Origin of the sequence: Mycolicibacterium sp. Y3 (assembly GCF_051188035.1) — a bacterium.
GTDB classification, from domain to species: domain Bacteria; phylum Actinomycetota; class Actinomycetes; order Mycobacteriales; family Mycobacteriaceae; genus Mycobacterium; species Mycobacterium fluoranthenivorans.
The window spans coordinates 3,859,787-3,881,072 of sequence record NZ_JAVQLT010000001.1 but is presented as its reverse complement, the minus strand read 5'-3'; the positions used below and the strand labels follow the sequence as shown (position 1 = coordinate 3,881,072).

The 21,286-nt window shown below is 68.2% G+C and carries 9 protein-coding genes and 1 pseudogene; all 10 read left to right on the top strand.

The genetic code is table 11. The features are described 5' to 3' along the window. Positions 1-86: 86 nt before the first annotated feature. Positions 87-1,904: a methylmalonyl-CoA mutase small subunit gene (mutA, locus tag QN239_RS18870; protein ID WP_499012643.1), complete on the top strand. Its 1,818-nt coding sequence runs from the start codon at positions 87-89 to the stop codon at positions 1,902-1,904. Between the two features lies 1 nt (position 1,905). Beyond that, positions 1,906-4,155 carry a methylmalonyl-CoA mutase gene (scpA, locus tag QN239_RS18865; RefSeq protein ID WP_499012642.1) on the top strand — a complete coding sequence of 750 codons (2,250 nt, stop codon included), beginning with the start codon at positions 1,906-1,908 and terminating at the stop codon, positions 4,153-4,155. Further along, a complete protein-coding gene (meaB, locus tag QN239_RS18860; RefSeq protein ID WP_499012640.1) occupies positions 4,155-5,141 on the top strand; it encodes a methylmalonyl Co-A mutase-associated GTPase MeaB in 987 nt (328 codons plus the stop codon). Before scpA ends, meaB begins: the two co-directional genes overlap by 1 nt. Before the next feature lie 282 nt (positions 5,142-5,423). Continuing rightward, positions 5,424-6,575, top strand: a complete 1,152-nt coding sequence (locus QN239_RS18855; protein WP_499012639.1) for a polysaccharide pyruvyl transferase family protein — start codon at positions 5,424-5,426, stop codon at positions 6,573-6,575. A gap of 255 nt (positions 6,576-6,830) precedes the next feature. Beyond that, positions 6,831-8,126, top strand: coding sequence for an esterase/beta-lactamase LipL (lipL, locus tag QN239_RS18850; protein ID WP_499012638.1), 1,296 nt, complete (start codon positions 6,831-6,833; stop codon positions 8,124-8,126). A 759-nt stretch (positions 8,127-8,885) separates the two neighbouring features. Beyond that, positions 8,886-15,167, top strand: coding sequence for a sulfolipid-1 biosynthesis phthioceranic/hydroxyphthioceranic acid synthase (gene pks2 / locus QN239_RS18845; RefSeq protein WP_499012636.1), 6,282 nt, complete (start codon positions 8,886-8,888; stop codon positions 15,165-15,167). Positions 15,168-15,229: 62 nt separating this feature from the next. Beyond that, a pseudogene (locus QN239_RS18840) lies at positions 15,230-16,682 on the top strand (condensation domain-containing protein). Positions 16,683-16,711: 29 nt separating this feature from the next. Further along, complete coding sequence (locus tag QN239_RS18835; RefSeq protein WP_499012634.1) at positions 16,712-18,100, top strand: hypothetical protein; 1,389 nt, start codon at positions 16,712-16,714, stop codon at positions 18,098-18,100. A 21-nt stretch (positions 18,101-18,121) separates the two neighbouring features. Further along, the gene (locus QN239_RS18830) at positions 18,122-19,465 is read left to right on the top strand and encodes a hypothetical protein (RefSeq protein ID WP_499012632.1); all 1,344 of its coding nucleotides are present in this window, start codon (positions 18,122-18,124) and stop codon (positions 19,463-19,465) included. Between the two features lie 53 nt (positions 19,466-19,518). Beyond that, positions 19,519-21,273, top strand: a complete 1,755-nt coding sequence (locus tag QN239_RS18825; protein ID WP_499012630.1) for an AMP-binding protein — start codon at positions 19,519-19,521, stop codon at positions 21,271-21,273. Positions 21,274-21,286 lie beyond the last annotated feature (13 nt).

Sequence of the window (21,286 nt, the reverse complement as noted above, 5' to 3'; positions counted from 1 at the left end):
CGGCCCGTCACAGCTGGCTAGTCTCACTAAGTCAGACAGGCTGCCCCGAGCTTCATCCCAACCCGCGATAACCCCAGGAGCCGCGAGTGTCCTCGAGCGTCATTGAATCGGATCGCGCGCGCTGGCGCTCCGGAGTGGCCGGTGTGCTGGCGAAGAGCAGCCGCAAGGATCCTGCGGAGCTGCCCGCCGAGCCCGAACGTCTGCTCGACTCACCCACCTACGAGGGATTCCCGGTCCGTCCGCTCTACACCAGCCTGGACGGCCGTGCCGAGGCTCCGCTGCCGGGCCGGTGGCCGTTCACCCGGGGCGGCGACGCGCTGCGCGATGTGCGGGCCGGCTGGAAGGTCGCCGAGGTGTTCCCGCTGCCCGGACAGGCCACCGCGGCCGAAGGTAACGGTGCGGTACTGGGAGCGCTCACCGACGGCGTGAGCGCGCTGGTGCTGCGGGTCGGTGCCGCCGAACTGGATCGCCTGCTCGAAGGCGTGTTCCTGGATCTGGTGCCGGTGATCCTGGACGCCGGTGCTGAGTACGTCGCCGCCGGCGACGCGGTGCTGGCCCTCGTATCGGGCTTCGACGACGAGCAGCGCGCCAGATTGTCGATCGACTTCGGCGCCGACCCGTTGACTGCAGCATTGACCGGTGCCCCGTCGGCCACCCTCGACGAGGTCATCGCGACGGCGGCCAAGGCCGCCGAGTACCGGGGCGGGGTCCGGGCGATCACCGTCGACGGACCGGCCCAGCACAACCTGGGCGCCAGCGCGTCCTTGGAGCTGGCCGGCGCCATCGCGGCCGGTGTGGCCTACCTGCGCGCCCTCACCGAGGCCGGGATGCCGGCGACCGAGGCCGTCGCGCAGCTCAGTTTCCGGTTCGCCGCGGACGACGACCAGTTCCTGACGATCGCGAAACTGCGGGCCGCGCGGACCCTGTGGGCCCGCGTCGCCGAGGTGGTCGGGGCGGCCGACTCCGGTGATGCCACGATCCACGCGGTCACCTCGTCGCCGATGATGTCCCAGCGCGACCCGTGGACGAATATGCTGCGCACCACGGTCGCCGCGTTCGCCGCCGGTGTCGGAGGTGCGGACACCGTGCTGGTGCAGACGTTCGACTCCGCGATCCCCGGCGGACTCGCCGGCACCAAGACCAGCTTCTCCCGCCGGATGGCGCGCAACACCCAGCTGCTGCTGCTGGAGGAGTCGCACCTGGGCCGGGTGCTCGATCCCGCCGGTGGGTCCTGGTTCGTCGAAGACCTCACCGCGAGCCTGGCCGAACAGGCCTGGGCGCATTTCCAGGACATCGAGAGCCGGGGCGGATTCGTCGCGGCCCGGGATCACCTGGTCGGCCAGATCGCCGACGTCCGGGACCGCAGGGCCGCCGACATCGCGCACCGCCGCAAGGCCCTCACCGGCGTCAACGAATTCCCGAATCTCGCGGAAGCTCCTCTGCCCGAACATGATCCGGATGATTCGGTGGTGCGCTACGCCGCCGGCTTCGAGGCGCTGCGCGATCGCTCGGATGCCTACCTGCGTGCGCACGGCGCCCGCCCACAGGTGCTGCTCCTCCCGCTGGGCCCACTGGCCGAGCACAACATCCGCACCACCTTCGCCGCCAACCTGCTGGCCTCCGGTGGCATCGAGGCGGTCAACCCCGGCACCGTCGACGCCGCCGGAGTGGCTGCCGTGGCAGCCGGACTCACCACCGCCGTGCTCTGCGGTACCGATGCCCGGTACGGCACCGATGCCTCCGACGTGGTGGCGGCCGCACGCGCGGCCGGTCTGACCCGGATCTATCTCGCCGGGCCGGAGAAGGCGGTCGCCGAGGCGGCGGCCAAGCCGGACGATTATCTGACCGCGAAAATCGATGCGGTCGAAGCCCTTTCGAACCTGCTCACCGGATTGGGGGCCTGACATGACTGCCACGACAGGAATCGGGAGTTTCGCCGACGTACCGCTGCACAGCACGAACACGCCGGCCGCGCCCACCGCGGAAGCGGTCTCCGAGCTCACAGCGAACGCGGCCGCCGCACATGGTTACACCGCTGAGCAGCTCGTCTGGGCGACACCGGAGGGTATCGAGGTCAAGCCGGTGTACACCGCCGAGGACCGGGCCGCGGCGACCGCCGCCGGCTACCCGCTGGACAGTTTCCCGGGTGAGCCGCCGTTCATCCGTGGCCCGTACCCGACCATGTACGTCAACCAGCCGTGGACCGTCCGGCAGTACGCGGGATTCTCCACCGCCGCCGAATCCAACGCGTTCTACCGCCGCAACCTGGCCGCCGGCCAGAAGGGCCTGTCGGTGGCCTTCGACCTGGCCACGCACCGCGGGTACGACTCCGACCATCCCCGGGTTGCCGGCGATGTCGGTATGGCCGGGGTGGCGATCGACTCGATCCTGGACATGCGCCAGCTCTTCGACGGCATCGATCTGGGCACCGTGTCGGTGTCGATGACGATGAATGGTGCCGTGCTGCCGATCCTGGCGCTGTACGTGGTGGCGGCCGAGGAACAGGGGGTGCCGCCGGAGAAGCTGGCCGGGACCATCCAGAACGACATCCTCAAAGAGTTCATGGTCCGCAACACCTACATCTATCCGCCCAAGCCGTCCATGCGGATCATCTCCGACATCTTCGGCTACACCAGCGCCAAGATGCCGAAGTTCAACAGCATCTCGATCTCGGGCTATCACATCCAGGAGGCTGGGGCGACGGCCGACCTGGAGCTGGCCTACACGCTGGCCGACGGTGTGGAGTACCTCAAGGCGGGCCTGGACGCCGGCCTGGACATCGACAAGTTCGCGCCCCGGCTGTCGTTCTTCTGGGGTATCGGGATGAACTTCTTCATGGAGGTCGCCAAGCTGCGCGCGGGCCGGCTGCTGTGGAGCGAGCTGGTCTCGGAATTCGGATCGAAAGCCGCAAAATCCAGGTCCCTGCGCACCCATTCGCAGACCTCGGGTTGGTCGTTGACGGCGCAGGACGCGTTCAACAACGTCGCCCGCACGTGTATCGAGGCGATGGCCGCGACCCAGGGGCACACGCAGTCGCTGCACACCAACGCCCTCGACGAGGCGCTGGCATTGCCGACGGACTTCTCGGCCCGCATCGCCCGCAACACCCAGCTGCTGCTGCAGCAGGAATCCGGCACCACCCGGCCGATCGACCCGTGGGGCGGCTCGTACTACGTCGAGTGGCTCACCCACCAGCTGGCTGAGAAGGCGCGCGCGCATATCGCCGAGGTCGCCGAGCACGGCGGCATGGCGCAGGCGATCGGTGAGGGCATCCCGAAGCTGCGCATCGAGGAGGCCGCCGCGCGCACCCAGGCCCGGATCGACTCCGGCGCACAGCCCCTGATCGGGGTGAACAAGTACCAGGTCGCCGAGGATCAGGAGATCGAGGTCCTCAAGGTGGAGAACAGCCGGGTGCGGGCCGAGCAGCTGGCCAAATTGGAGCGACTCCGCGCGGAAAGAGATGAGCGCGCGACACAATCCGCACTGGCCGAACTGACCCGTGCGGCTTCGGCTCAGGGGCCGGCCGGCGAGGACGGGCTGGGCAACAACCTGCTGGCCCTGGCCATCAACGCGGCCCGGGCGCAGGCCACTCTCGGCGAGATCTCCGATGCGCTGGAGCAGGTGTACGGCCGGCACCAGGCCGAGATCCGGACCATCGCCGGGGTGTACCGCGATGAGGTGGGAAACGGTGGCAACGTGAGCACGGCAACGGAATTGGTCGAGAAGTTCGCCGAGGCCGATGGCCGCCGGCCGCGCATTCTGGTCGCCAAGATGGGCCAGGACGGTCACGACCGCGGCCAGAAGGTGATCGCCACCGCGTTCGCCGACATCGGCTTCGACGTGGACGTCGGCTCGTTGTTCTCCACCCCGGAGGAGGTGGCCCAGCAGGCCGCCGACAACGACGTGCACGTCGTCGGGGTGTCGTCGCTGGCGGCCGGGCATCTGACGCTGGTGCCTGCGCTGCGCGACGCGCTGGCCGCGGTGGGCCGGCCCGACATCATGATCGTGGTCGGTGGAGTCATCCCGCCCGGGGACTTCGACGAGCTCTACGCCGCGGGCGCGACGGCCATCTTCCCGCCCGGCACCGTCATCGCCGAGGCGGCGATCGGGCTGCTCGGCAAGCTCGCCGAGCGGTTGGGTTACCAGCTGAGCTAGTGGTAGCCGACACCGAAGCACTCGCAGCGGCCATCCGCAGGGGCGATCGCGCCGCCCTCGCGCGGGCGATCACCCTGGTCGAATCGACCCGTACCGATCACCGCGAACAGGCCCAGCAGCTGTTGCTGGAGCTGATGCCGGAGGCCGGTAAGGCGTTGCACGTGGGCATCACCGGTGTGCCCGGGGTGGGGAAGTCGACCACCATCGAGGCGCTGGGCATGCACCTCATCGAGCGCGGGCACCGGGTCGCCGTGCTGGCCGTAGACCCGTCGTCCACCCGCACCGGCGGATCGATTCTCGGGGACAAGACGCGGATGGCCCGGCTGGCCGTGCACCCCGATGCCTATATCCGGCCTTCGCCGACATCGGGCACGCTGGGCGGGGTGGCCCGGGCCACCCGGGAGACCATCGTGCTGCTGGAGGCGGCCGGGTTCGACGTGATCCTGGTCGAGACGGTCGGGGTGGGCCAGTCCGAGGTGACGGTGGCCAATATGGTCGACACCTTCGTCTTCCTCACGCTGGCGCGCACCGGCGATCAGCTGCAGGGCATCAAGAAGGGCGTCCTTGAGCTCGCCGACGTGGTGGTGGTGAACAAGGCGGACGGCAAGCACGCCGTGGAGGCCGCCGCGGCCGCGCGCGAGCTGACCGCCGCGCTGCGCCTCATCTATCCGCGCGAAACGCTCTGGCGCCCGCCGGTTCTCACCATGAGTGCGCTGACCGGGGACGGCCTGGCGCAGCTGTGGGACACCGTGGAGGCACACGGCAGAGCGCTCAGGCAGGCGGGGGAGTTCGAGGCCCGCCGCCGCGCCCAGCAGGTCGACTGGACCTGGGCGATGGTGCGCGACGCCGTCCTGGACCGCGTGCTGTCCCACCCGGCGGTCCGCCGATCGCGTGCCGAGATCGAGCGCCGGGTACGCGACGGCGAGCTGACACCGACGCTGGCGGCGCAGGAGATCCTGGACGCGGCCGACGGGCCGCGGGCCTGATTCGGGTTCGCCGCCAAGGCTTCTCGGTCGGCGCCATCGGCTACTGCGGGTATAGGATTCGGTTGCCGGTGATGAGGAATTTGTGCCTGTCCCGGCAAATGAGCCATCAGGTGCAGGGATAGCAAACTGAGAGCCGCCGAGATCCACGTCCCCACACCGCCAGAACTACCGACGCCAGCAACGATTTCTTTCTTTGGCTAAGCGCATGCGAATGTTTGACGTCCACGGCAATATGGTGACCCGCAGCTGTCCACGGTCGTTATCCCTCGGAGGTTCCAGGCGTTGACCCAAATCTTCCTTTCCACCTGGGGACAGAACGACAACATCGGGGATTCCATCCTGCGGCGCGGTCTGTTGCGCAGTTTTCAGGAGATGGACGGGGTTGAGCTGCACGTCCACGTGGGGCGGCGCGAACCCGGCGAGTCGAATGACGAGGGATATCTGAGCGCACTGGGCCTGCGCGGGGACGAGGTCCTCTACGACCGGACGATCGACTGGCTCAGGGGGGCCTCGACCCGGGTCTTCGCCAAACGCACCATCATCGTGCTGCCGGCCGGCGAGATCGTCTATCCCAAGTTCGGTAAGCGCATGGTGGCGGCGGGCAATCTGTTGATGGCGCTGGCACCGCGAGTCCGGGGTGGCACCGCGCTGCAGGTCGGTGCCGGGGTGCGGATGTCCTCGGTGGGTGAGCAGGCGAAAGCCGGTACTCGGCGGGTCAGCGATGTGGTGGCCGTCCCGATGCTGGAACGGGTTTCGCGCCGTGCGATGGCCATGGTGGCGTGGCGGGACTCCGCCACCCGACGTTCCTTCGGAGTCGGTGACGTGCTGCCGGACTGGGCGTTCGGGGAGGGCGCCGATCCGCGACTCGGCGGCCTCGGGCCCGCCCCGGCGCAGCGCAAACTCCTGGCCGTCACCACCCGGTGGGACCGGGGGGAGTTGACCGGCGACAAGATCGCGCAGTTGCACCGCTTGGCGGATCGTCACGATCTCACGCTCCAGGTGTACAGCCAGGTGCGCCGCGATCGCGAGCACACGGTGCGGCTGGCCCAGATGCTGCACCCGGGTACCGAACCCGTGCTGTTCGAGGCCCAGAGCCACGCCGAGTGGGAGCATCAGGTGCGCGCGCTGCATCGCCAGTCCGCCATCGTCGCCAGTGATCGTGCGCACGCGCTGATCATCGGCGCCACCGAGGGCGCCGTCCCGGTGGCGATCTCGAATTGGACCACGGAAAAGCCGGTGCGCACCGTGCGGGCAGGCGGTATCTCGGTGCCGCTGGATTCGGATTCCTCTGTCGAATCGGTCGAGACATATGTGGCTGCTCAGCTAGCGGAGCAGACCTCGATCGAGCGCCCGATCGTCAATGCGCGCGAGCAAATCGCGGAAGCCCGTATCCGAATGCGGGCGATTGTGAACAAGGCCGAATCCGCGTTGTGAGTTCGCCCGTCACCGGTGTTCGCCGTCGGCGGGCCGGGGGCGTGGCCGACCTTCGGTGCGGCCACGGGTGTTCGCTTGGGAAATGAAAGATGTTGTGCCCAAATTCTTTTCGCGCCATACGAGATGTCGCGACGGGGCGACCCGGCCCGGGCCGGGACTGGCCCGAAACCGCAGGCGGGTGCGGAATCTGCACGACCTCACGGATAGGTAACACCTCTCGATAGTTAGCTATGCATGCGAGTAAATTAGTTAGCTGTGACGTATGCAACAGACAGCGGGCGCAGTGTGGCGCCCCTGCGCGATGGCGATGGCGCCCTGCTGCCGGACCGGGTGCACGGGGCCGCCGACCCCAGCTTCGCCTGCGTGGTGCGGGCCTTCGGCCAATTGTTCGGACACCGCCACTTCGGTGGTGGCGCACTGTCGGTCTACCTGGACGGGGTCCCGGTCGTCGATGTGTGGACCGGCTGGTCCGACCGTCGGGGTCACCACGCCTGGACGGCCGACACCGGTGCGATGGTGTTCTCGGCCACCAAAGGCCTGGCCTCGACCGTCATCCACCGGCTCGTCGATCGCGGTCTCATCGACTACGACGCACCCGTCGCCGAATACTGGCCGGAGTTCGCGGCCAACGGTAAGGCGGCGATCACCGTCCGGGACGTCATGCGGCACCGGGCCGGGCTGTCCCAGCTGGGCTCCGTCACCAAGGCTGAACTTCTCGACCACGAACTGATGGAGGCGCGCGTCGCGGCCGCACGGCCGGGCCTGTTCCACGGGCGACCGGCCTATCACGCGCTCACCTACGGCTGGCTGCTGGCCGGTTTGGCCCGCGGGGTCACCGGCAGCGGCCTGCGTGAGCTGTTCCGCTCCGAGCTGGCCGCCCCGCTGGGCGTCGACGGTGTGTATCTGGGCCGTCCGCCCGCCGCGGCGCCGACGCAGCCGGCGCGGATCATCGGGCCCCAGGGTGTGTGGGAGAACCCGATCTTCAATGCGGTGGCGCCACATATCGCCGCTCTGCCCCTGTCCGGTGGCTTCGGCGCCATGTACTTCCCCGGGATGCGGTCGATGGTTCAGGGGGACATGCCACTGCTGGACAGTGAGATGGCGTCGGCCAACGGGGTGGTCACCGCACGTGCGCTCGCCCGCGTGTACGGAGCCATCGCCAATGGCGGTGAGCTCGACGGGACGCGGTTTCTGTCGCCCGCGTTGGTGGAGTGCCTCACCGGGCCGCCCAGCCTGCATCCCGACGGCGCCATGCTCATGCCGATGTCCTTTCATCTGGGCTACCACGGCCTGCCCTTTCCCGGAGTGCTCCCCGGATTCGGCCATGTCGGTCTGGGCGGCTCACTGGGCTGGGCCGATCCCACTTCCGGGCTCGCCATCGGGTACGTCCACAACCGCCTGCTGACACCGATGCTGGTCGCCGATCAGGCCGGATTCGTGGCTACCGCTGCGTTGATCCGGCGGGCGGCCGCGCAGGCACGCAAACGGGGTTTTGCCGCGATTCCGCAGTTCGGCACGCCTTTCGCGTGGCCCGCCTCGGCGGTCGGCTAGACCGTCTGCACAGCCGCTTCAAATTTTGCCTGGGCGTGAAACTAACTGTTCAGTAAGATCGCGGCCGAGTATTGCTGGGGCCCTGCGGGGCACCTGGTGGCGCATGTGTGCCGAGGCATCGGTGGCCGACGTCACTTCCGGACCTCACGAGGTTTCCTGGGCGTCGTCACCCTTCGATATTCGTTACCTACTGGTGAGTTGCCATCGACCGTGATCGAGGTAACCATGAGGCCGGCACGGTCCGCGGCGTGACGCGCACTTGGGGCGGATGTTACTCGTGTTTCTGCTGCTAGGTGCCATCTGCGGCAGCGTTTCGCGATGGGTGAACACTCGTTCGTGGCCGGCCCGTAATGTTGCGGCAAATAATTTACGTTAGCTGTTATTATTAGCTATAGTATGTCGTGGCTAATGTCGATCCCAGCTAAGTGACGTGCGCCACATTTACTGAAACGTCAATTTCTGCGTCTCCGCGCAGGTTACGGGCGTATCCGGAAGTAGCTAGGCGATCTTGATATTGCTCGTGTAGCCTGCGCGTCGCGGCGTTTGAAACTGTAGAGTCCTTAGAGGATTTGCTCGGTTTTTAACGTCATCGTCAACGGAGACGGCTACGCTACCGACTCACCGACACGTTTCGGCACTGGGGCGGAGAAAGGATCTGGGCAGCGCAGTGCGGCGCACATGAGGCACACATGGGTCCAAGAGCCGTATCTGATGCTCGCTCGTCTTTGAGAATTACCGTCCGAAAGAGGTTGTAACCACGTGGTTGAGACACCTGTCACAGCTGTCGCCGTCATCGGTATGGCGGTCCGGTTGCCTGGCGGAATCGACTCACCCGAGCAGATGTGGCAGGCGCTGCTGCGCGGCGACGATTACGTCACCACTGTTCCGCTCGAACGCTGGGATGCCGAAGAGCACTACGACCCCGAGGTCGGGGTCCCCGGGCGCTCGGTTTCCAAGTGGGGCGCGTTCCTCGACGATGTCGCGGGCTTCGATGCCGACTTCTTCGGCATCGGCGACCGGGAAGCAACCGCAGCCGATCCGCAGCATCGCCTCCTGCTGGAAACCGCATGGGAGGCGGTGGAACACGCCGGTATCGATCCCACGACCCTGGACGGATCGCTGACCGGTGTGTTCATGGGTCTGACGACCAACGACTACCAACTGATCGCCGCCGATGCGCACGCCATCGAGGGGCCGTACGGCTTCACCCACAACAACTACTCCATGGCCTCCGGCCGGGTGGCCTACCACATGGGGTTGCGCGGACCGGCGTTCACCGTCGACTCGGCATGCTCATCGGGTCTGCTGGCATTGCACATGGCCACTCGCAGTCTGCACTTCGGCGAGAGCGACCTGGTGCTGGCCGGCGGCGCCCACATCATCCTCGACCCGCGCAAGTACGCCTCGGCGTCCGCGCAGGGCATGCTGTCCGGTACCGGGCAGTGCCGGGCCTTCGACGAGAACGCCGACGGCTTCGTCTTCGCCGAAGCGAGCGCCGTCCTGCTGCTGAAGCGGCTGTCGGACGCCGAACGCGACGGGGACCGCATCCTGGCCGTCGTCCGGGGCACCGCCGCCAATCAGGACGGTCACACCGTCAACATCATGACGCCCTCCAACGAATCCCAGACGGCCGTGTACCGGGCGGCACTGGACTCGGGCGCGATCGACCCGGGCACCGTGGGCTTCGTCGAGGCACACGGCACCGGGACGCCGGTGGGCGACCCGATCGAGTTCAAGAGCCTGGCCGACGTCTACGGCGGCACCGGACCCATCGCGATCGGCTCGTTGAAGACGAACTTCGGCCACAGCCAGTCCGCGTCGGGCGTGGTGGGTGTGATCAAGAGCGTGCTGGCGCTGCAGCACGGCGTCATTCCGCCCAACCTGCACTTCACCCGCATGCCCGAGGAGATGGAACGCCTCGGCACCGAATTCTTCGTCCCCACCGAGACCACCCCGTTCCCTGACAAGGGCGGCCGTCCGCGCCGGGCGGCGGTGTCGGCGTACGGGATCTCCGGATCCAACGCGCACGCCGTGCTGGAGCAGGCGCCGCAGGCCGCCGACGTGCCCGCCGCCGACGGCGAACCGCGTTCCCTTCTCTTCGCGCTGTCGTCCACCTCTGCCGACGAACTGCGGCGAACCGCGGGCCGGCTGGCCGACTGGGTCGCCGCCCACCCGGATGTGGATCTGCACGATCTCGGCTACACCCTGGCCCGTCGGCGCTCGCACCGGTCGGTGCGCGCGACGGTGGTGGCCGATTCCACCGAATCGCTGATCACGGCGCTGCGCGAGGTCGCCGAAGGCGGAGCGCCCTACGAGGCCGCCGTCGGGGCCGATGACCGCGGCCCGGTCTGGGTGTTCTCCGGACAGGGTTCGCAGTGGGCCGGCATGGGCGCCGGCCTGCTGGCCACCGAACCGGTGTTCGCGGCCACCATCGCCGCTTTGGAGCCCTTGATCGCCGAAGAGTCCGGCTTCTCGGTCACCGAGGCGATGTCCGCGCCCGAGACCGTCACCGGGATCGGCAAGGTCCAGCCCACCGTCTTCGCGGTACAGGTCGCCCTGGTGGCCACCCTGAAGGCCTACGGGGTGACCCCCGGTGCGGTGATCGGGCACTCGATGGGTGAGATCGCCGCCGCGGTCGCGGCCGACGTGCTGTCCCTGGAAGACGCCGTCAAGGTCATCTGCCGCCGCTCGCAGCTGATGAGCCGGGTGGCCGGCACCGGGGCGATGGCTTCGGTGGAGCTGCCCGCCAAGCAGGTGCTCTCCGAACTGCAGGCCCGCGGTGTCAACGATGTCGTCCTGGCCGTGGTGGCCTCGCCGACGTCGACCGTCGTCGGCGGTGCCAAGGAGTCCGTCCTCGAGCTGGTGGCCGAGTGGGAACGCCGCGAGATCATGGCACGTGAGGTGGCCGTGGACGTCGCCTCGCACACCCCGCAGGTGGACCCGATCCTCGACGACCTCGCCGATGCCCTCGCGGACCTGGACCCGGGTGACCCGAGCGTCCCGTACTACTCGGCAACCATGTACGACCCGCGCGACCTGGTGGACTGGGATGCCGACTACTGGGTGGACAACCTGCGCCACACCGTGCGCTTCGCCGCGGCGGTGCAGGCCGCGCTGGAGGACGGCTACCGGGTGTTCAACGAGCTGTCCCCGCATCCGCTGCTGACCCACGCGGTCGAGCAGACGGCCCGTTCGCTGGACATCACCTTTGCGGCCCTGGCCAGCGTCCGCCGTCAACAGGAGCTCCCGCACGGGTTGCTGGGTGTGGTGGCCGATCTGCACAACGCCGGGGCCGAGGTCGACTTCTCGGTGCTGTACCCGACCGGTCGCCTCGTCGATGCTCCGCTACCGACGTGGACCCGGCGTCCGCTGATGCTGGTGCGCGATCCGAACGAGCTGCCCCCGGGTGGTGCCACGCTGTCGGTGCACCCCCTGCTGGGCGCCCACGTGCGGCTGCCGGAAGAGCCGGAGCGGCACGCCTGGCAGTCCGATGTGGGCACCGACACCCAGCCGTGGTTGGGCGACCACCAGGTGCACAACGTCGCCGCACTCCCGGGTGCCGCCTACTGCGAGATGGCCCTGGCAGCCGCCGCGACGGTGCTCGGCGACGGCGCCGAGGTGCACGACATCAGCTTCGACGAAATGCTGCTGCTGGAAGATCACACCGTGGTGTCGGCGGCTTCCACCGTCTCCGCGCCGGGTGCGGCCGACTTCCAGGTCGAGACCTACCACCAGGGTGAGAAGGTGCAGCGGGCGGCCGCCGTGCTGCGCGCCGGTGACGCCGAGGTGCCTGCCGGCCGTGATATCGACGCGCTGCTGGCCGCTCACCCGAAGCGTCTGGACGGGGCCGAGCTGCGGGTCTGGTACAGCCAGCGCGGTATCCAGTACGGACCTGCGTTCGCGGGCCTGGTGGCGGTCAACGTCAACGACGGGGAGAGCGGGCCGGACGACTCGGTGCTCGCGGAGGTGTCGCTGCCCGGGTCGATCCGGTCCCAGCAGGCCGCCTACGGTGTGCATCCCGCGCTGCTGGACGCCTGCTTCCAGGCGGTCGGCGCCCATCCCGCCATCTTCGGTGACGCCTTCGGTTCGCTGCTGCTGCCGATGGGTGTGGCCAAGCTCCGAAGCTACGGTTCGACGCGCAATGTGCACTACTGCCATGCCCGGCTGACCAGTGTCACGGCCGCGACGGTCGAGGTGGATCTGGATCTGCTCGACGAAGACGGCAACGTCCTGCTCGCGGTCACCGGACTGCGGCTGGGTAGCGGTGTGTCGGACACAGGTCGGCTGGAGCGCACCTTCAACGACCGCCTGCTGACCATCGAGTGGGGTCAGCAGGAGCTGCCCGAGGTGGAATACGCGAATCCGGGCAGCTGGCTGCTGATCAGCACCTCGGATGCCGCGGACCTGCTGGCCACCAAACTGGCGGACGCCATCAAGGCGCACGGTGTGGACGTCACCACGATGGTGTGGCCGCAGCATTCCGACCATGACGCCCAGGCCGGGCGACTGCGTGAACTGCTGGCCTCCAACGTCTTCGGCGATGTGCTGGTGGTGACCCCGCCGCGGCGGGGCGTCACCGATCAGCAGTCCGGGGTACGCGGCGGGGACACCGTCCGGCACCTGGTGCACATCGCCAGGGAGCTGCCCGAGGTGCCTGGTCAGGCGCCGCGCCTGCACGTCGTCACGCGTAACGCGCAGACGGTGCTGCCCGACGACTCCGCCAACCTGGACGAGGCCGGGCTGCGTGGCCTGGTGCGGGTGATCGGTACCGAGCACCCGCAGCTGCGGGTCACCCAGATCGACGTCGACGACTACACCGATGCCACCCCGGTGGCGGCGCAGCTGGTGTCGGGCTCGGACGAGGACGAGACGGCGTGGCGCGGCGGAAAGTGGTTCGTGGCCCGTCTGGTGTCGGGGCCGCTGCGTCCCGAGGAGCGTCGCACCACGGTGGTGAACCCGGCCCGCGACGGACTCCGGCTGCAGATCCGGACCCCCGGCGATATCGAGACCCTCGAGTTGGCCGCCTTCGAGCGCGTCGCTCCCGGGCCCGGTCAGATCGAGGTCGCGGTGACGGCGTCGAACCTGAACTTCGCCGACGTGCTGATCGCCTTCGGCCGGTACCCGAGCTTCGAGGGCCGCCAGCCCAAGCTCGGCGGTGACTTCGCGGGTGTCGTCACCGCGGTCGGCCCGGGCGTGGTCGGTCACAAGGTGGGCGACCGGGTCGGTGGCGTCTCCGCCGTCGGCACATGGGCGACCTTTGTCACCTGCGACGCCAACCTGGCCGTGACACTGCCGCCCGGCCTGCCGACGAATCGGGCCGCGGCGGTGCCGAGTGCACACGCGACCGCCTGGTACGGCCTGCACGACCTGGCCCGGATCGCCGCCGGTGACAAGGTGCTGATCCACTCCGGCACCGGTGGTGTCGGCCAGGCCGCCATCGCCATCGCGCGCGCCGCCGGTGCGGAGATCTATGCCACCGCGGGCAGCGAGGCGCGTCGGGAACTGTTGCGCGGCATGGGAATCGAGCATGTCTACGACTCGCGCAGCACGGAATTCGCCGCACAGATCCGCCGCGACACCGATGGCTACGGCGTGGATATCGTGCTGAACTCGCTGACCGGCGCGGCTCAGCGGGCCGGGCTGGAGCTGCTGTCGTTCGGCGGCCGGTTCGTCGAGATCGGCAAGCGCGACATTTACGGCGACACCCGGTTGGGTCTCTTCCCGTTCCGGCGCAACCTGTCGTTCTACGCCGTCGACCTCGCGTTGCTGTCGCTGACCAACCCGGACACGGTGCATCGCCTGCTCGAGGTCTGCTATCAGCAGATCGCCGACGGTGTCCTGCCGCTGCCGGAGACCACGCACTACCCGCTGGAGGACGGCGCCACCGCGATCCGCGTCATGGGTGCGGCCGAGCACACCGGCAAGCTCGTGCTCGACATGCCCCATGGCGGGCAGATCCAGGCGGTGGTCCCGCCGGAGGAGGCTCAGGTCCTGCGCGGCGACGGCGCCTACATCGTGACCGGCGGTCTGGGCGGGCTCGGCCTGTTCCTGGCCGAGAAGCTGGGTGCCGCGGGAGCGGGGAGGATCGTGCTCAACGGCCGGTCCGCGCCGTCGCAGCACGCCCAGGAGGTCATCGACCGGATCCGGCGCGGCGGTACCGAGGTGGAGGTGTCACTCGGTGACATCGCCGAGCAGGAGACCGCCGACCGTCTGGTGGTGGCGGCCTGCGCCACCGGCCTGCCGCTGCGCGGGGTGCTGCACGGCGCGGCGGTCGTCGAGGACGCCGCTCTGCTGAACATCTCCGACGAGCTCGTCGAACGCGACTGGGCGCCGAAGGTGTACGGCGCGTGGAATCTGCACACCGCGACGGCCAAGCAGCAACTCGACTGGTTCTGCATGTTCTCGTCGGCTGCGGCACTGGTCGGGTCACCCGGTCAGGGCGCGTACGCGGCGGCCAACAGCTGGCTGGACGCTTTCGCACACTGGCGGCGCAGCGAAGGCCTGCCCGCCACGGCCATCGCGTGGGGGCCGTGGGCGGAGATCGGCGCCGGCACCGGCCTGGCATCCGAGAGCGGCGAGGCCGCCATCGGGCCCGACGAAGGTGCGTACGCCTTTGACCGGCTGCTGCGGCACGACCGGGCCTACACCGGCTACGCTTCGTTGTCAGGGACGTCGTGGATCACCGCGTTTGCACAGAACACGCGGTTCGCCGAGGCGTTCCGGTCCACCGGGCCGCGAAGCGGCGGTACCAGCAGTGCGTTCCTGGCAGAGCTGCACGATCTGCCGCGCGAAGAGTGGCCGACCAGGATGCGCAAGATGGTCGTCGAGCAGGTCAGTTTGATTCTGCGGCGTGCGGTGGATCCCGACCGCCCGCTGACTGAATATGGTCTCGATTCCCTGGGGACTCTCGAGGTACGCACCCGCATCGAGGCGGAAACAGGTATTCGTATTGGTTCAGCAGATATCAGCACCGTTCGGGCGCTGACGGAGCGTCTCGTCGGCGCTTTGGCGCCCGACTCGCCAGTATCGGTCCCGTCGTGAGGACGGAGAGCGCATCGATGCGCACCCCGTCCGACGACGTCGTCCAGGTAGGAGACCAATAAGTGGTTGCGATGAAGCCGATACAAGAGTGGATCGGTGAACCAGGTGTGGTGATCTCTTGGCATCCGTCGCGCGCGTCGCTGGCGAAGGTGCGAGAGGCACCGGTCAGTGATGTGCCCACCAGCTATCAGCAGGAACAGCATCTGCTTGCCTATCGCAAGCATCTGGCCGAGGGCACCGATATGGCCCGGCTCATCATCCCGGGCTGGGATGTGCCCGGGCAGTGCGATGTGCGCGCGATGACGCATGTGATCAACGCCTATCTGCGCAGGCATGACACGTTCCACAGCTGGTTCGAGTTCGCCGGCGAGGGCGAGACCGGCGAGATCATCCGGCACACCGTGACCAACCCGCGCGATATCAAGTTCGTGGCGACCGAGCACGGCGAGATGGCGGCCGCGGAATGGCGCGACCACGTGATGTCGACCCCGGACCCCTGGCAGTGGGACTGCTTCCACTTCGGTGTCATCCAGCGGGCCGACCATTTCACCATCTACATCAGCGTCGACCACGTGCACACCGATGCGATGTTCATCGGGTTGGCGTTCGTCGAGATCCACATGATGTACGACGCGCTGGTGCGCGGCGAGGCGCCGTTGCAGCTTCCCGAGGCGGGCAGCTACGCCGAGTACTGCATCGCGCAGCGCCAGTACACCGCCGATCTGACCACCGATTCCGACGAGGTACGCGGCTGGATCGACTTCCTCGAACTCAACGGCGGCACGCTGCCCGGGTTCTCGCTGCCGCTGGGCGACGCGTCGGTCACGCACTCCGGTGACGTCATCACCCTGCAGCTGCTCGATCAGGACCAGACCGACAAGTTCGAGAAGGCGTGCACCGCGGCCGGTGCGCGGTTCAGCGGCGGCGTCTTCGCCTGCGGTGCCCTGGCACACGCGGCCCTGACCGGTGAGGACACCTACTCGGTGATCACACCGACCACGACGCGGCGCACCCAGCTCGACTTCATGACCACGGGCTGGTTCACCGGCCTGGTGCCGATCGCGGTCCCGGTGGACATCACCTCGTTCGCGGATACCGCGCTGGCGGCCCAGGCATCGTTCGACGGCGGGATGGACCTGGCGCACGTTCCGTTCGAACGCGTCCTGGAACTGGCGGCCGACGAGGGGGTTCGTCCGCCGGATCCCGGTACCCCGATGTTGTCGTTCATCGACGTCGGCATGCTGCTGCCGGGCGTCATCGAGCACTTCCAGAGCCTGGGCGGCCGGATCTACAGTGATCCCCGGTCCGCGTACCAGGTCGGCATGTGGGTGAACCGGGGGGGAGAAGGAGACGACGGTGACGGTCGCCTTCCCGAACAACTCGATCGCCCGGGAGTCGGTGCTGCGCTACGTCGAGTCGATGCGCGAGGTCTACCTGCGGGTGATCGACGGACTGGTTCCGGTGGAATCCTTCACCGACACCGATGCGGCCGACCTCGATCTCAAGACCGCCTGACCGCATTTCTTCATGGAGGTGACGGTGCGATGACGCGTGCCACCACAACGCCGGGCGCCACGAGCAATCCGGACGCCGCACGACAAGACGATGTGCTCTCGTTCACCGATCAGGTGATGTTCCTGGCCCTGCGCGCCACCGGCGCGGAGTCGGTGGTCCAGGCCAACTGGATCTACGAGCATCCCATCGACTACGACGGCCTGCGTAAGTTCTTCGACGGCATGGGCTACGGCCTGATGGGCCGATGCATCGAGCCGTCCCCGCTGCCGTTCGGGCGGCACCGCTGGGTGACGGTGCACGGACCTCAGCAGGAGCTGGAGATCGCCGAGCCACGTCCGCGTTCCGAACTCAGCGACTGGGTCGACGAGCGGACGGCGAGGCCGCTGGATCCCGAGCACGGTCCGAGTTGGCATATCGGCGTGCTGCCGATGACCGACGGTTCCACCGCGGTATCGCTGACCGCCTCGCACTGCACCGGTGACGGCAGCGCCGGGGTGCTGGCCCTGCTGGAGGCGGCGCACCAGGCCCGGCTGCATCACGGCTGGAACCCGCCGAAGAGCCGGACCCGGCGACAGGCCGTCATCGAGGATCTGCGCGTCACGGTGCGTGGACTGCCCGAACTGGGCCGCACCCTGGTCGCGGCCGTCAAACTCGCCTACGCCCGGCGCCACGAGATCTCCCGCTCCGGCGCGGTGCGGGTCGCGAAGCCGACAGGTCCCGATCACCTGGTGAAGGTGCCTGCGCTTTCGGTGTTCATCCCGACTGCGGAGTGGGACGCGCGCGCGGAAAGCCTTGGTGGAAACAGCTATTCGCTGGTGGCCGGGTTCGCCGCCAAGTTGTCCGAACGCCTGGGCCGGCACCGCGCCGAGGACGGTCTGGTGACGCTCAACGTGCCGCAGGCCGACCGGCAGTTCGGCGACACCCGCGCCAACGCGGTGAAACTGGCCGATATCGTCGTCGACCCGACCAAGGTGACCACCGACCTGTCCCACGCCCGTGCGGCACTGAAGGCGGGCATCACCGCGGCCCGCGAGGTGCCGGACGAGACGTTGCAGCTGCTGCCGCTGGTCCCGTGGGTGCCCAAACGCGCCGTGCACGCGGTGGCCGATGTGGTGTTCGGGTTCTCCGCGGATATGCCGGTGTCGTGCTCGAACATGGGCGAACTGCCCCCCGACGTCGCCCTGGCCGACGGTACCCCGGCCGAATACCTGTTCTTCCGCGGCGTGGACCGCACCATCACCCGGCACTCGCTGGAAAAGCGCGGTGGCCTGCTCACCGTGGTGGCCCTGCGACTCAACGGCACGATCGCGCTCAGCGTCGTCGCCTACAAACCCGGCGCGGAGAACTCCAAGCCGTGGTTGCGTGAGGTGATCCTCAGCACGCTCGCGGAATTCGGCCTGTCCGGCCCGGTCGAGTAACGGCAGATCTCAGGAGTGCAGATGGACAACCGCCTGGCCCTGTTCGACGAGGGCATGGTCCGGTCGTTGAACGCCACCGGCCGGATGCAGACGATCCAGTGTGTCTGGGTCTACGAGCGCCCTATCGACATGGAAGGCGTGCGGCGCTTCCACCGCAATTTCGGTTATGGCATGGCCGGCCGGCGCATCGAGCGTTCGCCGCTGCCGTTCGGCCGGTATCGATGGGTGGCCACACCGGGACCGGCGTCCCCGCTGGAGGTCAACGAGACGCCGATCCCGCGCGAAGACCTCAACGACTGGATCGATTTCCGGTCCCAGATTCACGTCGACGCCGAAGAGGGCCCGGGTTGGCATATTGCCGTCCAGCCGCTCGACGACGGCTCGACGGCGGTCTGTGTGGTGGGCACGCACTGCCTGGGTGACGGCGTCGGCGCCGCACTCGCGGTGTGGGCGGCCGTGATCGGCAACAAGATCGACATCGGTTATCCCGCGCCGTATTCCCGCCGCACCGGGCGCGCCATCGTGGCGGACCTGCGCGATACCGTGCGCGAGTTGCCGCAGGCGGCGCGGGCGGCGGCCAAACTGGTCAAGCTCGTCCGCGAAGGTGCCAAGAACGCCCCCGCGAATGTGGACGGGAGCGCCCCCGCGCCGAGGAAGAAGCCCACCGGCCCGGACGAGCCCGTCCTGGTGCCGTGGACGTCGGTCTGGATCGACCCCGCGCTTTGGGAGGAGCGGGCCCGCGCCCTGGGCGGTAACACCTACGCGCTGCTGGCCGGTTTCGCGGCCCGGCTGGGCGAGCGGCTGGACCGCCGCGGCCCCGACGGCAATGTGACGTTGATGATCGCCAAGGCCGACCGCGGTGACAAGGACTATCGCGCCAACGCGATGTCGCTGACCAACGTGAAGGTCGACCCGACCCCGGTGACCAAGGATCTGAGCGCCGTGCGGGCTGCCGTACGTGAGGCGCTCAAGACCAACGAGGAGACGCCCAATCCGCTCCTGGACGTGCTGCCGCTGGTGCCTCTGCTGCCGCGCAAGGCCGTCCGACTGTTGGCCGACAGCATCGTGGGTGCCAATGACCTGCCCGTGACCTGCTCGAATATCGGTATCATGCCCGAGGAGCTGGGATCGGTGGACGGCACGCCGGCGGATTGGTCCGTGTTCCGCGGCGTCGATCAGGGACTCACCCGGCACTTTCTCGAACTCAGCGGCGGCCAGTTGGTTGTGGTTTCCGTGCTGGTAGGTGGCAAAATCAACATCGGCGTCGAGGCGTACAAGCCCGGTGCCGAAAACTCCAAGGCGCTCCTTCGGGAGCTGGTCGCCGACACCCTGGCCGAATTCGAACTCACCGGCGAGATTCGATAGCACCGCGGCCGTGCTGACTGATAGAGCGTGATGACTGATAGAGGTTTATGCCCATGACACAGAGTTCTCTCGTCGGTGTGCTGCGCGAACGCGCGAGTCTGCAGCCCGATGACCTGGCATATACCTACCTGAACTACGAGATCGATCCCGACGGTGTCGCCGTCAGCCTCACCTGGGCGCAGCTCTACCGTCGCGTGCACAGCCTGGCCTGGGAGCTTCGACAGATTGCCGAGATCGGCGAACGTGCTGTCATCGTCGCGCCCCAAGGCCTCGAATACGTCATCGCCTTCCTGTCCACCCTGCAAGCCGGCTTGATCGGCGTTCCGCTATCGGTGCCGCAGGCAGGTAAGGGTGGCCGACACGACGAGCGCATCGCCGCCGTCATCGAGGACTCCGCACCGGCCATCCTGCTCACCACGTCGGCGGTCACCGAATCGCTGACCGAATACGCGGTCGCCAGCGAGGACCGCCCGGCACCGGTGATCGTCGAGGTCGACAAGCTGGACCTGGACGAGCGGCGCAAGAACCTCAAGTCCCGGGAGGAGTTCCCGGAGACGGCATACCTCCAGTACACCTCCGGCTCCACCCGCACGCCGGCCGGTGTGATGGTCACCAACGCCAACGTATCGGCGAACTTCGAGCAGTTCGTGCACGACCAGTTCGGGGCGTTCGGCCACATTGCGCCCGCGGGCACGACCGTGGCGATCTGGCTGCCCTTCTACCACGATATGGGCCTGCTCTTCGGGATCGGCTATCCCATCCTGGGCGGCTGGCACACCGTGTTCACCACCCCGATGGCGTTCACGGCCAAGCCGGCCCGGTGGGTGCAGATGATGGCGAGCTACCCGAATGTGCTGACCGCCGGCCCCAACTTCGCCTTCGAGCTGGCCGCGGGCCGCACCACCGACGAGGATATGGCCGGGCTCGACCTCGGCAGGGTGGCCGCCCTGGTCAGCGGTGCCGAGCGCGTGCACGAGGCCACGCTGCGCCGCTTCGCAAAGCGGTTCGCCAAGTTCAACTTCCATCCTGAGGTGCTCAAGCCGTCCTACGGCCTGGCCGAGGCCACCCTTTATGTCGCCACCCGTGCGGCCGGCAGTCCGCCGAACGTCGCCGCTTTCGACGCGGACAAGCTGGCCGCTGGGCACGCCGAGCGCTGTGCGCTGGAAGACGGCACCGCGCTGGTCAGCTACGGCACGGAGACCTCACCGCTGGTGCGCATCGTCGATCCGGAGACCGGCGTGGAATGCCCGGCCGGGATCATCGGTGAGATCTGGACCTACGGCGAGAACAACTGCCTCGGCTACTGGCGCAAGCCGGAGCAGACCGAGCGGGTCTTCAAGGCCGAGATCGTCGGCCCGACCGCGGGTACGCCCGCAGGTCCGTGGCTGCGCACCGGCGACCTCGGCGTCATCTCCGAGGGCGAGCTGTTCATCGTCGGCCGGATCAAGGATCTGCTGATCGTGCGGGGCCGCAACCACTACCCGGACGACATCGAGTCCACCATCACCGAGATCACCGGGGGCCGGGTGGCCGCCTTCGGGGTCGAGGAGGACAACACCGAGCAGCTGGTCGCGATCATCGAGATCAAGAAGCGCGAACAGATCGCCGAGGACGAGCTGGCGTCGATCAAACGCGATGTGGCGACCGCGGTGTCGGAGACACACGGGATCAGCGCCGCCGATCTGGTCTTCGTGCCGAGCGGTTCGATCCCGCTGACCACCAGCGGTAAGGTGCGTCGGTCGTCGTCGGCGGAGTTGTACCGTAATCGCCAGTTCGACCGGCTGGACGACAAAGTGCAGTCGGCCTGAGACCGTCGGGTTT

Excerpts from the sequence above, each read along its gene's own strand:
- scpA (WP_499012642.1), top strand. The coding sequence starts at position 1,906 with ATGACTGCCACGACAGGAATCGGGAGTTTCGCCGACGTACCGCTGCAC.
- QN239_RS18835 (WP_499012634.1), top strand. The coding sequence starts at position 16,712 with ATGACGCGTGCCACCACAACGCCGGGCGCCACGAGCAATCCGGACGCC.
- QN239_RS18830 (WP_499012632.1), top strand. The coding sequence starts at position 18,122 with ATGGACAACCGCCTGGCCCTGTTCGACGAGGGCATGGTCCGGTCGTTG.
- QN239_RS18825 (WP_499012630.1), top strand. The coding sequence starts at position 19,519 with ATGACACAGAGTTCTCTCGTCGGTGTGCTGCGCGAACGCGCGAGTCTG.